At 70.4% G+C, this 14,149-nt stretch carries 13 protein-coding genes; 7 read left to right on the forward strand and 6 right to left on the reverse strand.

Annotated elements, in window-relative coordinates:
* Positions 1-456: 456 nt before the first annotated feature.
* Both IEY71_RS18315 and IEY71_RS03995 read left to right on the forward strand, forming a co-directional pair.
* Positions 457-1,395, forward strand: a complete 939-nt coding sequence (locus tag IEY71_RS18315) for a ParA family protein (protein ID WP_271202658.1) — start codon at positions 457-459, stop codon at positions 1,393-1,395.
* The gene (locus IEY71_RS03995; RefSeq protein ID WP_189083978.1) at positions 1,395-2,378 is read left to right on the forward strand and encodes a ParB/RepB/Spo0J family partition protein; all 984 of its coding nucleotides are present in this window, start codon (positions 1,395-1,397) and stop codon (positions 2,376-2,378) included. Before IEY71_RS18315 ends, IEY71_RS03995 begins: the two co-directional genes overlap by 1 nt.
* A 261-nt stretch (positions 2,379-2,639) precedes the next feature.
* On the opposite strand, the gene IEY71_RS04000 is transcribed toward IEY71_RS03995, so the two are convergent.
* The 6 genes from IEY71_RS04000 to IEY71_RS04025 form a co-directional block, all read right to left on the reverse strand.
* Positions 2,640-3,596 carry a D-alanine--D-alanine ligase family protein gene (locus IEY71_RS04000; RefSeq protein ID WP_189083979.1) on the reverse strand — a complete coding sequence of 319 codons (957 nt, stop codon included), beginning with the start codon at positions 3,594-3,596 and terminating at the stop codon, positions 2,640-2,642.
* A gap of 76 nt (positions 3,597-3,672) precedes the next feature.
* Positions 3,673-4,998 carry an aminotransferase-like domain-containing protein gene (locus tag IEY71_RS04005; protein WP_189083980.1) on the reverse strand — a complete coding sequence of 442 codons (1,326 nt, stop codon included), beginning with the start codon at positions 4,996-4,998 and terminating at the stop codon, positions 3,673-3,675.
* Positions 4,999-5,139: 141 nt separating this feature from the next.
* Entirely contained in the window at positions 5,140-5,463 is a 324-nt protein-coding gene (trxA, locus tag IEY71_RS04010; protein ID WP_189083981.1) for a thioredoxin, read from the reverse strand.
* A gap of 70 nt (positions 5,464-5,533) precedes the next feature.
* Positions 5,534-6,508 carry a thioredoxin-disulfide reductase gene (trxB, locus tag IEY71_RS04015; protein ID WP_189083982.1) on the reverse strand — a complete coding sequence of 325 codons (975 nt, stop codon included), beginning with the start codon at positions 6,506-6,508 and terminating at the stop codon, positions 5,534-5,536.
* Between the two features lie 129 nt (positions 6,509-6,637).
* Positions 6,638-8,263, reverse strand: a complete 1,626-nt coding sequence (murJ, locus tag IEY71_RS04020; protein WP_189083983.1) for a murein biosynthesis integral membrane protein MurJ — start codon at positions 8,261-8,263, stop codon at positions 6,638-6,640.
* A complete protein-coding gene (locus IEY71_RS04025) occupies positions 8,256-10,685 on the reverse strand; it encodes a DUF6049 family protein (protein ID WP_189083984.1) in 2,430 nt (809 codons plus the stop codon). Before IEY71_RS04025 ends, murJ begins: the two co-directional genes overlap by 8 nt.
* Before the next feature lie 106 nt (positions 10,686-10,791).
* Between IEY71_RS04025 and IEY71_RS04030 the strand changes: the two genes are divergently transcribed.
* The 5 genes from IEY71_RS04030 (at position 10,792) to rplI (ending at position 14,110) form a co-directional block, all read left to right on the forward strand.
* Positions 10,792-12,228 carry a CCA tRNA nucleotidyltransferase gene (locus IEY71_RS04030; RefSeq protein WP_189083985.1) on the forward strand — a complete coding sequence of 479 codons (1,437 nt, stop codon included), beginning with the start codon at positions 10,792-10,794 and terminating at the stop codon, positions 12,226-12,228.
* Positions 12,229-12,389: 161 nt separating this feature from the next.
* On the forward strand, positions 12,390-12,761 hold the full coding sequence (gene rpsF / locus IEY71_RS04035; protein ID WP_189083986.1) for a 30S ribosomal protein S6: 372 nt from the start codon (positions 12,390-12,392) through the stop codon (positions 12,759-12,761).
* A 5-nt stretch (positions 12,762-12,766) separates the two neighbouring features.
* Complete coding sequence (locus tag IEY71_RS04040) at positions 12,767-13,294, forward strand: single-stranded DNA-binding protein (protein WP_189083987.1); 528 nt, start codon at positions 12,767-12,769, stop codon at positions 13,292-13,294.
* Positions 13,295-13,391: 97 nt separating this feature from the next.
* Complete coding sequence (gene rpsR / locus IEY71_RS04045) at positions 13,392-13,646, forward strand: 30S ribosomal protein S18 (RefSeq protein ID WP_189083988.1); 255 nt, start codon at positions 13,392-13,394, stop codon at positions 13,644-13,646.
* An 11-nt stretch (positions 13,647-13,657) separates the two neighbouring features.
* Positions 13,658-14,110, forward strand: a complete 453-nt coding sequence (gene rplI, locus IEY71_RS04050; RefSeq protein ID WP_189083989.1) for a 50S ribosomal protein L9 — start codon at positions 13,658-13,660, stop codon at positions 14,108-14,110.
* Positions 14,111-14,149: the final 39 nt, after the last annotated feature.

Genomic DNA, 14,149 nt, shown 5'->3' on the forward strand with positions numbered 1-14,149 from the left:
TCGCCGACTGGCGGATCGCGTGTCGACGACGATGTTCACCCGCCCGCCCGCAGCGCCGCTGCCGCACGCGTGAGTGACGCGGTAGCTGACGACCCCCCCACCAACTCCACTCCCCCGGCCGTGGCTGCATCTCACCCCGCTGAGCCTCCTGCCGTCGGCAGCGAGACGTCTGCGCGTCCCGAGGCCCCTGAGCACGCCGACGGCCTCGGCGAGATCGACGCGGACAGCAGCGCGCCGCACCCGCCATCCACGAACACGGAACAGCTTCGCATCGCGATATCGGGAGCGCTCGACCGCAGTCTGGGGCCGGCACCGGTTCCCGAGGCGCCGCAGAGTGCGAGCCCGTCTGTCCCAGCGGCGCCCGGAGGCTCAGTTGGCGCGGAGCACGGCGTCGTGGATGCGGTCCAGGCCTCACCGTTGGCCCCCGACTCTGCCGAGGAGCCGACCGCAGACCTCATCACCACGCCTGATGTTTCACGTGAAACGTCGATCATCCCTGGAGGAACTCCCCTGGCTGACGCATTGGCCGACGAAACCCGCCGTCGGATCGCACTCGAAGAGGCGGTACTCCCCCTCCCCCCGAAGACCCGGGTGCTCACGATCTCGAATCAGAAGGGCGGCGTCGGCAAGACGACGACTGCCGTCAACCTTGCCGCAGCGCTCGCGCGGTCCGGCGCGAAAGTGCTCGTGATCGACCTGGACCCGCAGGGCAACGCTTCGACCGCGCTCGGTGTGGACCACCGTTCCGAGGAACGAAGCGTCTACGAAGTGCTGGTGTCGGATCTCGCGCTCGGTGAAGTCATCCGCCCGTCGACCGAGCACGAAATGCTCGACTGCGTCCCGGCGACGATCCACCTTGCCGGCGCCGAGATCGAGCTCGTTTCGCTCGTCGCACGCGAACAGCGTCTGCGCCGCGCGCTCGACACCCACCTCGCCTCGATGGAGCGGCCGTACGACTACGTCTTCATCGACTGCCCGCCGTCGCTCGGGCTTCTCACCATCAACGCGTTCGTCGCCGCGCGCGAAGTGCTGATCCCGATCCAGTGCGAGTACTACGCGCTGGAGGGCCTGTCTCAGCTGCTGAGCAACATCGAGCTCATCGAAAAGCACCTGAACCCGGAGCTCCGACTCTCCACCATCCTGCTCACCATGTACGACTCCCGCACCAACTTGGCGCAGCAGGTCGCACAGGAGGTGCGCAACCACTTCCCCACCCAGACTCTGCAGACGATCATCCCCCGATCGGTCCGCGTCTCCGAAGCCCCGAGCTACGGCCAGAGCGTGATCAGCTACGACTTCGGGTCGACCGGTTCGCTCTCCTATCGGGAGGCCGCGGCGGAGATCGCGAAGCGGGGTGCCGCCAAGAACGGCGAGCCGAGCAAGGAGCAACACTGATGGCCAGCAAGCGTACGGGTCTCGGCCGAGGAATCGGCGCCCTGATTCCCACCGGCGATGACAGCCCGAAGGCGAATCGTCCGGTCGATGTCTTCTTCCCCGACTCCTCCGAGACCGCGACCGCAACTGCTGTCGCGGCGGTCGAGCAAGCCGCCTCCGCCGAGGGACTGCTCACGGTGCCGGGTGCCCGGCTCGCTCGGCTCGACCCCAGCACGATCGTCCCGAACGCGAATCAGCCGCGCAGCGTCTTCGACCCTGAAGACCTCGCAGAACTCGTGCACAGCATCCGCGAGTTCGGGGTGCTGCAGCCCATCGTGGTGCGTCCTCACCCGAGCGAGGCGGGCAAGTACGAGCTCGTCATGGGAGAACGTCGACTGCGCGCCACCAGGGCGGCCGGTCTCGACACCATCCCCGCCGTGGTTAAGGACACCGCTGACGACGCGATGCTTCGCGACGCGCTGCTCGAGAACCTGCACCGCTCGCAGCTGAATCCGCTCGAAGAGGCGTCGGCGTACCAGCAGCTCCTCGCTGACTTCTCGATCACGCAGGAGGAGCTCGCGAGCCGCATCGGCCGGTCGCGGCCACAGATCTCGAACACCCTTCGCCTCCTGAAGCTGCCGGAAGCGGTGCAGCTCCGTGTCGCGGCTGGGGTGCTGAGCGCCGGCCACGCTCGCGCGATTCTCGCGATGCCCGACGCCGAGTCGATGCAGAAGCTCGCCGACAAGATCGTCAACGAAGACCTTTCGGTGCGGCAGGCGGAAGCGATCGCCGCGTCGGCGCCGAAGCCGAATCGGGTGAAGCCCGCCGCCGGTAAGCGCCAAGAGTTCCTCGACGACCTCGCCGTGCGGCTCGGTGACCGCCTCAACACGCGGGTCAAGATCGCTCTCGGGGCGCGAAAGGGCCAGATCAGCATCGATTTTGCGACAGTCCAGGACCTGCGCAGGATTCTCACCGATCTCGGCGAGGAGCTCGAAGGCGTCTGAAATCGAGCGGCTCAGAAACGCGGGTCTCGCTCGGCTGATTCTGAGCGCAGAATCGCTCCTGACGAACTGAAACGGCCCGGTTCCGGAAGCGGAACCGGGCCGTTTTGCGTCAGCGAAGACCGAGCGGTCGAGCCCCCGCAGTCGCGACCGGGCGGGCGACACTGAGCGGTCGACGCCGGGCCGTCGAGCCGGGCCGTCGAGCCGGGCCGCCGAGACCGAGCCGCCGAGACCGAGACGGAGCCGCCGGCCCCGCCCCGAAGCTCAGCCGCGCGTGATCGCCGCGCGCACGAGCTCCGAGTACAGTTCCGACGTCTCGATCCCCGCCGCCTCGGCGGCGAGCGGGAGGAGCGACGTCTCGGTGAGGCCCGGCAGCACATTCGCCTCGAGGAACCAGGGCGTGCCCGAGGCATCCACGATCAGGTCGACGCGGGAGACATCCCGCAGCCCGAGCTCGAGGTGCGCGCGGATCGCGACTGCCTCGACCTCGCCCAGCACCTCCGGCGAGAGCCGAGCCGGAACGTAGAAGGTGGTCTCCCCCGCGTTGTACCGCGCATCGAAGCTGTAGACGCCCGCCGTCGGCACGATCTCCACCGGCGGCAGCGCACGGGGGCCGTCCCCCGTGTCGACGATCGAGACCGCGAGCTCGGTGCCGACGACCCGCCGCTCGACGATCGCCACGTCCGCGTAGGTGAACGCCTCGACCATGGCCCGCGGCAGTGCGTCGGGATCGGTGACGACCGTCACGCCCTGCGCCGATCCGCCCGAGGCGGGCTTCACGACGAGCTCGCCGGGCAGAGCCCGCCGGATGACCTCGAGCACGCTCGCCGCACCGAGCTCACGGAAGGACTCGTGCGAGAGCACGATCGACTCGGGCACCGGCAGGCCGGCGGCCTGCACGATCGAACTCGCGGCCGGCTTCGACCAGGCGAGTCGGGCGGCCTCCGCCGTGGAACCGACGGTCGGGATGCCGAGCGCCGACAGCAGCTCGAGGAGCGCGCCATCCTCCCCGCTCGACCCGTGCAGCGCCGGGAACACGGCGTCGGGGCGGTGCTCCGCGAGATACGGGAGCAGCGAGGCATCCGGGTCACGCAGGACCACACGGTGGCCCGCGGCCGTCAACGCGTCGGCGACTCGTCGGCCCGAGCGCAGCGAGACATCGCGCTCATGGGAGATGCCGCCGGCGAGGACGACCACGGTGAGGGCTCCGGATTCGCTCATGATCTGGGGTTTCTCCGTTCGGATCTGACTGTTCGCTTGCGTCGGCCGCCATGCAACCGGATGACAGGGTTACGGGCTACTTGAGGTCGCTCGGCGGGGCCGACTCGATCCCCGGCTTCGCGGGGAGTTGCAGCGTGCCGGTGCCGGCGAAGGTATCGAGTAGATCGAGCTCGCCGTTGATGACGGTCGCGAGGCGGCGGATGCCGAGCCGGATCGCCTCGGGCGTCGGATAGCAGTAGGACAGGCGCATCGCGTGCCGGCCTCGGCCGTCCGCGAAGAACGCCGTGCCCGGGGTGTACGCCACGAGTTCTCGCACGGCCCGAGGCAGCATCTGCTTCGAGTCGAGCACGTCGGGCATGGTGACCCAGACGTAGAAGCCGCCGTTCGGGTTGGTCCAGCGCAGCTGCGGCAGGTACTCCCCCAGCGCCTCGATCATCGCGTCCTTGCGTTCGCGGTAGACGCCGCGGAAGGTGTCGATCTGCCCGCGCCAATCGGCCGTGGACAGGTACTCCGCGACGACGAGCTGACTGAAGGACGACGGCGAGAGCACCGCCGACTCGGCCGCGAGGATGAGCTTCTCGCGGATCGCGTGCGGAGCGAGCGCCCAGCCGACGCGGAACCCGGGGGCCAGCGTCTTCGAGAAGGAGCCGAGGTAGATGACGCCCTCGGGGTCCATCGAGCGCAGGGCGTTGGGCGCGGGCTCGCCGAAGTGCAGCAGCCCGTACGGGTTGTCCTCGAGCACGAGGATCTCGTTCTGCCGGCAGATCTCGAGGATCTCGGGGCGGCGCTCGGCCGAGAGCGTGACGCCGGCCGGGTTGTGGAAGTTCGGGATCGTGTAGAGGAACTTGATCCGCCGGCCCTGGCTGCGCAGGAAGCCGATCGTCTCGCGCAGCGCCTCGGGGATGAGGCCGTCGTCGTCGGTCGCGACATGCACGACCGAGGCCTGGTACGAGCGGAAGACCCCGAGCGCGCCGACATAGGAGGGCGCTTCGGCGAGCACGACGTCGCCCGGATCGAGGAAGAGCTTCGCGACGAAGTCGAGCGCCTGCTGCGAGCCGGTCGAGGTCACGACATCGTCGACCGAGGCGCCGCGGATGCCCTCCAGCGACATGACGTCGAGGATGTGCTCGCGAAGCGCCGGAATGCCCGCTCCCCCGCCGTACTGCAGCGCGGTCGGGCCCTGCTCGCGCATGACCCGGTCCATCGACGAGGTGATGAGGTCCTGCGGGAGGGCCGAGACGAACGGCATGCCGCCGGCGAGCGAGACCACCTCGGGCCGCGACGCGACGGCGAACAGAGCTCGAACCTCGGAGGCGGCGAAGCCGGCGGCTCGCTCGGCGTAGTTCGCATACCAGGGGTCGAGGTTGTTGCCAGTCCGCTCGGGGACGCCGTCAGTGCTCACGTGCCATCCGTTCTGTTCAGGGTTCTCATGCTAGTCATCGGTGAGTGGCCTCGAAGACCGCGTGACGCGGTCATCGGGGGGAACGCGAAGGACCCGCCCGGCGGGTGCCGGGCGGGTCCTTGGGTCGTTCGAGGATGCCGGCTACTGGATGTAGGCGGCGAGGTCGGCCTCGAGGGCCGGCTTGGGCTTGGCGCCGACGAAGCTCTGCACGACCTCGCCCTGCTTGAAGACCTTGAACGCCGGGATGGCGGTGATCTGGTACTTCATGGCGAGCTGCGGGTTCTCGTCGACGTTGAGCTTGACGATGTCGATCTTGTCTGCGTGCTCGGTCGCGATCTGGTCGAGGATCGGGCTGACCGCGCGGCACGGGCCGCACCATTCGGCCCAGAAGTCGACGATGACGGGCTTGTCGTTCTCGAGCACCTCGGCCTGGAAGGTGGCCTCGGTCACTGCACGTGCGGACATTGCATTCTCTCCTTCGGTGAAACTCCTGGTGAATCCGCGAAAACCGCGGAAACCGGATGAACCGGTGTCGCTACTCGGCGACGGCGGCCAACTGCGCCGCCTGGGCGGGCTCGCCCGCCGCATCGTCGAGCGCCGCGAGGTAGTGCTCGGCGTCGAGCGCCGCGACGGTGCCCGAGCCGGCGGCCGTGACGGCCTGACGGTAGTGCGGGTCGATGACGTCGCCGGCGGCGAAGACGCCCGGCACCGAGGTGCGCGAGGAGCGTCCGTCGACGGCGATCGTGCCCTCGGCGGTCAGCTCGAGCTTGCCGTGCACGAGGTGCGTGCGCGGGTCGTTGCCGATCGCGACGAAGAGCCCGTCGAGGTCGAGCGCGCGGAGCTCGCCGGTGACCGTGTCGCGCAGGCTCACGCCCGAGACCGCCTCGGTGCCGTGGATGGCCGCGATCTCGGCGTTCCAGATGAACTCGATCTTCTCGTTGTCGAAGGCGCGCTGCTGCATGATCTTCGAGGCCTTGAGCGAGTCGCGACGGTGGATCACGTAGACCTTGTCGGCGAAGCGGGTGAGGAAGGTCGCCTCCTCCATCGCCGAGTCGCCGCCGCCGACGACCGCGATGGTCTTCTGGCGGAAGAAGAAGCCGTCGCACGTCGCGCACCACGAGAGACCGTGACCCGACAGGGTCGCCTCCTCGGGCAGCCCGAGCTTGCGGTAGGCCGAGCCCGTCGCGTAGACGATGGCGCGCGCCTCTTCGACCCCGCCGTTGCCGAGCTTCACGCGCTTGACCGGGCCGTCGAGCTCGAGCTCCACGACATCGTCGTAGACGATCTCGGTGCCGAACTTCTCGGCCTGCTCCTGCATCTTGGTCATGAGGTCGGGCCCCATGACGGCCTCGGGGAAGCCGGGGAAGTTCTCGACCTCGGTCGTGTTCATGAGCTCGCCGCCGATTTCGACGGAGCTCGCGATGAGCAGCGGTTTGAGCTCGGCGCGCGCGGCGTAGATGGCGGCGGTGAACCCGGCCGGGCCGGACCCGATGATGATGATGTCGCGCAAGGGGCGCTCCCTCGAGTGCTGTCGGTGAAAGCGGCATCCGACGGAATCGGATGTCACGACGTGGTCAACACAGTCTAGGCGGCGGGTATTCCGCGCGACGAGGCGACGAGCGGCGGATGCAGCGGGTGCTCAGCCTCGGCGGAGGCGGCGGAGCACCGGCTCCGCGAAGCCGCGCAGCTCCGGGGTGCGGATGAGCCAGAGCGTGCCGAGGTAGGCGAGCGACATGACCACGCCGATGACGGCCATCGAGAGCACCGCGGGGACGAGGCCGGACATCGCGAAGCCGTCCTCGGAGATGCCGCCGAGCAGCACGAGGGTGACGAAGCCGACGATGACGGCGGGCACCGCGCCGATCGCGTACCGCACGAAGCTCGAGGTGATGTGCCAGCCGTCGATGCCGCCAAGGCGGCGGCGCAGCAGGATCGCTGCGAGGGTGACCTGCGCCACGCAGGCGAGCGAGGTGAGCAGGGCGATGCCGATCGCGATGAACTCGGGGAGCACGTTCAGAAGGAGCAGCGCGCCGCCCGAGAAGAGCACGACCTGGAAGAGGGTGAAGAAGAAGGGGGTCTTCGTGTCGCCGAGCGCGTAGAACGTGCGCTGCACGATGAAGAGCATGCTGAACGGCAGCAGCCCCACCATGTAGGCGACGACCACGTTGCCGAAGACGAGCTTCGTGTCGAACGACGCGCCGCTGACGAACGCGGTGGCGAACGGGTAGCTGCACATCACGAGCACGATCGAGGCGAGCACGATGATGAGGCCGACGCCGCGCGTCGCGCTCGAGAAGTCGGCCCGGACCCGGTCGGTGTCCCCGAGCGAGGCGTGCTCGCTCATCCGGGTGAAGTAGGCGGTGGCGATCGAGACGGTGATCACGGAGTGCGGCAGCATGAACAGCAGCCAGGCGTTGCCGAGCGCGGCCACCGAAGCGGACCCCTGGCCGGACGCCTCGCCGACGACGTTCGTCTCGACGAGCCCCGCGAAGGTCGTGAGCAGGAGCATGCCGAACGTCCAGCTCGCCATCCGTCCCGCGTCGCCGAGACCGACGCCGCGCCAGCGGAAGTCGGGCCGATAGCGCAGCCCGATCCGCCGCCAGAACCAGAACAGCACCACGGCCTGCACCGCGATGCCGAGCGACGCCGAGCCCGCGAGCACGGCGATCATCGCCGGGTCCCAGCTGCTCGCGTCGCGGAGGCCGTCGGGGTCGCTGCCCCACACCGCCATGAAGACCACCAGGCCGGCGATGGCGACGAGGTTGTTGAGCACGGGCACCCAGGTGAAGGGGCCGAAGCTCCGGCGGGCGTTCAACACCTCGCCGAGCAGGGTGTACAGCCCGTAGAAGAAGATCTGCGGCAGGCACCAGTACGCGAACAGCGTCGCGAGGTCGCGCGTCGACTGGTCGAGCTTGATGCCGTACAGCCAGGCGAGCAGCGGCGCCGCGAGCGTGGCGAGCAGGGTGATGCCGACGAGGATGACGAGCGCGAGCGTGAGCAGTCGGTTGATGTAGGCGCGGCCGCCGTCGGCGTGCAGCCCGGCACGCACGATCTGCGGCACGAGCACCGCGCTCAGCACACCGCCCGCGACGACGACGTAGACGGTGTTCGGCAGCTGGTTCGCGACCGCGAAGGCGTCGGCGCTCGCGCCGGTGATGCCGATCGCGCTCACGAGCACCGCGGCCTTCACGAACCCGAGGATCCGCGACACCACCGTGCCGGAGGCGAGGAAGAGGCTCGCGCGGCCGATGCGGTCGTCACTCATCGCGCGGGTCCTCGTCCTTCTGCGCCGGGGCGTCGGCTTCGGGGGCGGCATCTGCGGCGCGGCCGGCTTCGGCGGCCGGAGCGGATGCCTCGGCGGGGGCGGCATCGGACGGAGCGGATGCCTCGGCGGCGCGGGCCTTGCGGCGTCGGTGGACGTTCCGCCAGATGCCGATGCCGAAGAACAGCACGACGATCGTGGCGAGTACCGCGGCGCCGACGCCCTCCCAGTCCGCCTGCACATTGGCGGACAGATAGGTGGGCGAACCGATCTCGACGCCCTCGGTCGAGTAGAGGGAGACGGTGAGCAGCACGTCGCCGCTGCCGACGCCGGCGGCGACCGGCACCACCACGCTGGCCCGCGATTCCGGCTCGACCGTCACCGTCTGGCGGCCCTCGACGATCAGGCGGCCGTTGGAGGGGGCGACATCCACCTCGAGCGTCACCGCGTACGGCAGCGTGTTCTCGATGGTGGCGGGGACGCCGGACTCCCGGGAGATGACGTTGATCGTGCTCGAGGGGACGACCGAGATGCCCGCGCGGGTCTGCACCTGCGTCGTGAGCCACTCGTTCGCGGCCGACTGCCAGTCGGTCGGGGTGCTGATCCAGCCGGCGTCGAGGAGCGCGAGGAGGTCGCGGCGAGTGGGGTCGGCGAGCTGCGACGGCTCGATGAGCGCCGTCGCGAACGAGACCGTCTGCGCCTCCGAGTCGATGAGCCGCTGCACGGTCGCCCGGCGCTCCTCGGCTTCGGGCGAGCTCGCCAGCGTTCGCGCGACCGGCGGGGCCCCGATGGCGTCGGACAGGCTGGCCGCTTGCGCCCAGGGGAGCGTCGCGAGCGCCTCCAGGGTCGCCTCGACCCGGTCCGCGGCGCTGCCGCCCGCGCGTGCGAAGCTCGCGAGCAGCGAGCTCGCCGAGGCATCCTCCGCCGCGTAGCCGGCGAGCTCGGCCGACAGGCGACCCATCGCCTCGCGCCACTCCGCGTCGCTCGTCGCGGAGGCCGCGGCACGCAGCGCCGCGGTCAGGCGGGCATCCGCGACGACCGCCGTGCCGCCGTCGATCGAGCTCGCCGCGTTGCCGGGCGCGGTCGAGACCGGGGTCGACTCCTCGTCGTCCTCCTCGTCGACCGCGGGCGCGGGGGGCTCGACATTGCCCGGCGAGAGCAGGCTCGTGGTGAGCCCGCCCGCCGCCAGCCACGCCAGATCGCCCGCCGCGACGGTGTCGTCCGCGGGCCAGGCGATGTCGGCGCGGGTGTACGGCCAGGACAGCAGCTGCTCGGTGGTCGGTACTTCGTCGACGGTGCCGTCGCCGTCGACATCACCCGGGGTCGCGGTCGGCGTCGGCGTCGGCGTCGACCCCTGCGTCAGCGCGCGGCCGTCGAGGCTCGCCGGCCCGGTCACGGGCTCCTGCGTCGGCGGGGTGGCCGGAACCCCCGGCATCCCGTTCAGGAAGTCGGCCGCGTCGAGCACGTCGGCGAAGGACTCCGGCTTCAGCGGGCCGGGGAGTCCGAGCTGAGACTGCACGGCCAGATCGGCGTCGGCGTAGGCGAGGGGGAACACGACATTGCCGACCGTGCCCAGCCGCTCGAGCCAGGCGGTCGCCGACTCCGGCGCGCGGGAGCCGAGCACCCGCACCGAGGCGATGATGCGCGGGTCGACGCCGATCGCGACCGAGCGGTCGGCGACGGCGTCGAGCTGGCGGGTGAGCAGGCCGTCGGGCGCGGTCCACGCCTCGAGCTGCTCGGCGTCGATGAGTCCGGCCGTGTCGTCGGGAACGGTCAGGGGATACGCGAGTGCGAGGCGCGGCGCGCCCGCCGACGCGGCGTGCGGGGAGGGGAACGCCGCGTCGTTCGTCGCCACCACGACGCCGTCGACGAGGAGCTCCGCGCGCAGGCCGGTCACGGCCGCCGCGCCGTCGAGCCTTCCGGCCGGGATGCTGACGAGGACTTGCGTGGTGCCGCCGCTGACGAGGCCGGGCGCCTGCGACTCGCCCACCGCGCTCGCGGTCCTGGCGGCGTCGCCGAGCCAGGCGTCGAGGGCGGCGGCATCGTCGGGGGCGTCGTCGGCGACGCTGAGCCGCACGACGCCCTGGCTGAGCAGTTCGGTGGAGCCGTTGACGATCTCCACGCCGATCGTCGTCGCGGCGGTCGGATCGAGCACGAACGCGCCGGTCGGGGCGAGGTGCAGGGAGACGGTGCCGGCGTCGCTCGCCACGGCGGCGAGCGGTTCGGTGGCGCGTTCGACCGAGTCCGCTGCGAGCTCCGCCGGCGGCGCGGCCTGGACGGCCGCGGCGATCGGGACGGCGGCGCCGAGCGATCCCAGGGCGACGAGGCCGATGACCCCGGCGGCGGCGACCCGGCGACGGGGCGTCGCCGTGGCCCGGTCGAAGAGTCGGCGGAGTCGACGCGCAGGGTTCGACTCGGCCACCATGCACGCGATTCTACGGTGTGACGCCGGGTGGATCGTGGGCCGCAGCGGGCGCTCGCGGCATCCGCCTCCGGCCACCGCGGCACCCGTGTTGCGTACGATGGTCGGCATGCAGAGCGTGGCCGAGGCCCTCGATCGACTCGGCGAGCTGGCCGCGTCGACGACCGTGTCGACCCTCTCCGCCGCGTTCGAGCGTGCGGGGCACGAGCTCGCCCTCGTCGGCGGACCGGTGCGCGACGCCTTCCTCGGCCGGCCGGTGCACGACCTCGACTTCACGACGGACGCGACGCCCGAGCGGATCCTGGAGATCGTGAAGCCGATCGCCGACGCCCACTGGGACATCGGCCGGGACTTCGGCACCATCGGCGCCCGCATCGCCGGTGAGACGGTCGAGATCACCACGTACCGCGCCGACAGCTACGACGGGCAGTCGCGCAAGCCGGAGGTGGTCTTCGGCGATTCGCTCGAGGGCGACCTCGTACGACGCGACTTCACGGCGAACTCCCTGGCCCTGCGGCTGCCGAGGATCGAGCTCGTCGACCCCTCGGGCGGCGTGGAGGACCTGCTCGCGCGGGTGCTGCGCACGCCCTCCGCCCCCCAGACCTCGTTCGGCGACGACCCGCTGCGGATGATGCGTGCGGCCCGCTTCGCCGCCCAGCTCGGCTTCGAGGTGGAGGACGCGACGCTCGCCGCGCTCGAGGAGCTCGCGCCGGAGATCGACCGCATCTCCGCCGAGCGGGTGCGCGAGGAGCTCTCGAAACTCCTGCTCGCCGATCACCCGGTGCCGGGACTGCGCATCCTCGTCGACACGGGCCTCGCGCAGCGCGTGCTGCCCGAGCTGCCCGCGCTGCGCCTCGAACGCGACGAGCACCACCGGCACAAGGACGTCTACGAGCACAGCCTGAAGGTGCTCGACCAGGCCATCGACTACGAGCGCGCTCGGGGGCGGCTCGACTCCCCCGACCTCGTGGTGCGCCTCGCGGCGCTCCTGCACGACATCGGCAAGCCCGCCACACGGCGGCTCGAGCCGGGCGGCGCGGTCAGCTTCTACCACCACGACGTCGTCGGCGCGAAGCTCGCGAAGAAGCGGCTGCGGGAGCTGCGCTACGACAACGACACGATCGCGGCGGTCGCGCGGCTGATCGAGCTGCACCTGCGCTTCTTCGGGTACAGCGACGGGGCGTGGAGCGATTCCGCGGTGCGGCGCTACGTGCGCGACGCAGGCACGCCCGAGCAGCTCGAACGCCTGCACATCCTCTCCCGGGCGGACGTGACGACGCGGAACAAGCGCAAGGCCGACATGCTCGCCTTCGCGTACGACGACCTCGAGCAGCGCATCGCCGAGCTCGCCGAGCAGGAGGAGCTCGCCGCGGTGCGCCCCGAGCTCGACGGCGAGCAGATCATGGCTGCGCTCGGCATGCGCCCCGGCCGCGAGGTCGGCGAGGCGTACCGCTTCCTGCTGGAGCTGCGGCTCGACGAGGGGCCGATCGGCGAGGATGCCGCGCGCGAGCGCCTGCTCGCCTGGTGGGCGGCCCGCGAGGGCTGAGCCCGGCGGACCCGGGCAAATGGCGCGGGGGCGGGGCATCCGTTACACTGTGAAGGTTGCCCGTGTGCCGCATTCGCGGCCTCCACGACGCACAGTATGAACACCCTCCTGCTCCCGAGACACGCTCGGGAGCCGCTGAGTCCGAAGGAGGTGGGTACGTCATGCACCAGTACGAGCTGATGGTCATCCTCGATCCCGAGATCGACGAGCGCACCGTTGCTCCCAGCCTCGACAAGTTCCTCAACGTCATCCGCAACGATGGCGGCACCGTCGACAAGGTCGACATCTGGGGACGTCGCAAGCTGGCCTACGAGATCAAGAAGAAGGCCGAGGGCATCTACGCCGTCGTCGACTTCACCGCTGAGCCCGCGACCACCAAGGAGCTCGACCGCCAGCTGAACCTCAGCGAGGCCGTCATGCGCACCAAGGTGCTCCGCGCCGAAGAGGCCATCGCCCAGGTCGCCGCGTACGCGAAGGCCCAGGAGGCCAAGGCCGCCAAGAAGGCCGCCGCTGCCGCCAAGAAGGACGCCTAGTCCTCATGGCCGGCGAGACCGTCATCACCGTGGTGGGCAACCTCACTGCAGACCCCGAGCTGCGTTACACGCAGAACGGACTCGCGGTTGCCAACTTCACCATCGCGTCCACCCCCCGCACGTACGACCGTCAGTCGAACGAGTGGAAGGACGGTGAAGCACTGTTCCTGCGTGCGAGCTGCTGGCGTGAATTCGCCGAGCACGTCGCCGGTTCACTCACCAAGGGTTCCCGGGTCATCGCATCCGGGCGTCTCAAGCAGCGTTCCTACGAGACCAAGGAAGGCGAGAAGCGCACCACCATCGAGCTGGAGGTCGACGAGATCGGCCCCTCGCTCCGGTACGCGACCGCCCAGGTCACCCGCGCGCAGTCCAACCGCGGCGTCGGCGGAGGCGGCTCCTTCGGGGGCGGCCAGTCCGACGACGCGTGGGCCCCGTCCGCTCCGGCCCAGTCGGGCAACAGCGGCGGCGGCGCGGGCGGCGGCGACGTCTGGAACACGCCGGGCACGAGCTACGGCGACGAGACGCCCTTCTAAGCCCGAGCGCTCCGCACCGGAGCAGGGCCCGCGATCGGATGCCTCGAGCTGAGGCATCCGGCGCAACAGAACGTATTCACTCAGACAGGAAAGATCCATGGCTGGAAAGAGCAGCGGCGACCGCCGCAAGCCGCGGAAGGGCGCGAAGAACGCCGCCCCCGCGAAGTCCGTCAAGGTCGGCGTCATCGACTACAAGGATGTCGCGACCCTTCGCAAGTTCATCTCGGAGCGCGGCAAGATCCGTGCCCGTCGCATCACCGGTGTCTCCGTGCAGGAGCAGCGCCTCATCGCCCGCGCCGTCAAGAACGCGCGCGAGATGGCGCTCCTGCCCTACTCGGGCTCCGGCCGCTAAGGAGCACGAAAATGGCAAAGGTAATCCTCACGCACGAGGTCTCGGGGCTCGGTGCCGCCGGCGACGTCGTCGAGGTCAAGAACGGCTACGCCCGCAACTACCTCGTCCCGCAGGGTTTCGCGACCCCGTGGACCCGCGGTGGCCAGAAGCAGGTCGACCAGATCAAGGCGGCCCGTGCCGCTCGCGCGCTGCACTCCCTCGAGGACGCGCAGGCCCTCAAGGCGAAGCTCGAGGACGGCAAGGTCAAGCTGACCGTCAAGGCCGGCCTCGGCGGCCGCCTGTTCGGCTCGGTCAAGACCTCGGCCGTCGCCGACGCCGTGGCCGCTGCCGGCCTGGGCGAGATCGACAAGCGCAAGGTCGAGTTCCCGACCGCGATCAAGACCGTCGGCGACCACGAGGTCTCCGTCCGTCTGCACGACGACGTGACCGCGACGATCACCCTGCAGGTGATCGCGGCCAAGTAGTCGCACCGTACGAAGCGGCGGCACCCGATGGGTGCCGCC

Origin of the sequence: Agromyces mediolanus (assembly GCF_014648575.1) — a bacterium.
GTDB classification, from domain to species: domain Bacteria; phylum Actinomycetota; class Actinomycetes; order Actinomycetales; family Microbacteriaceae; genus Agromyces; species Agromyces mediolanus.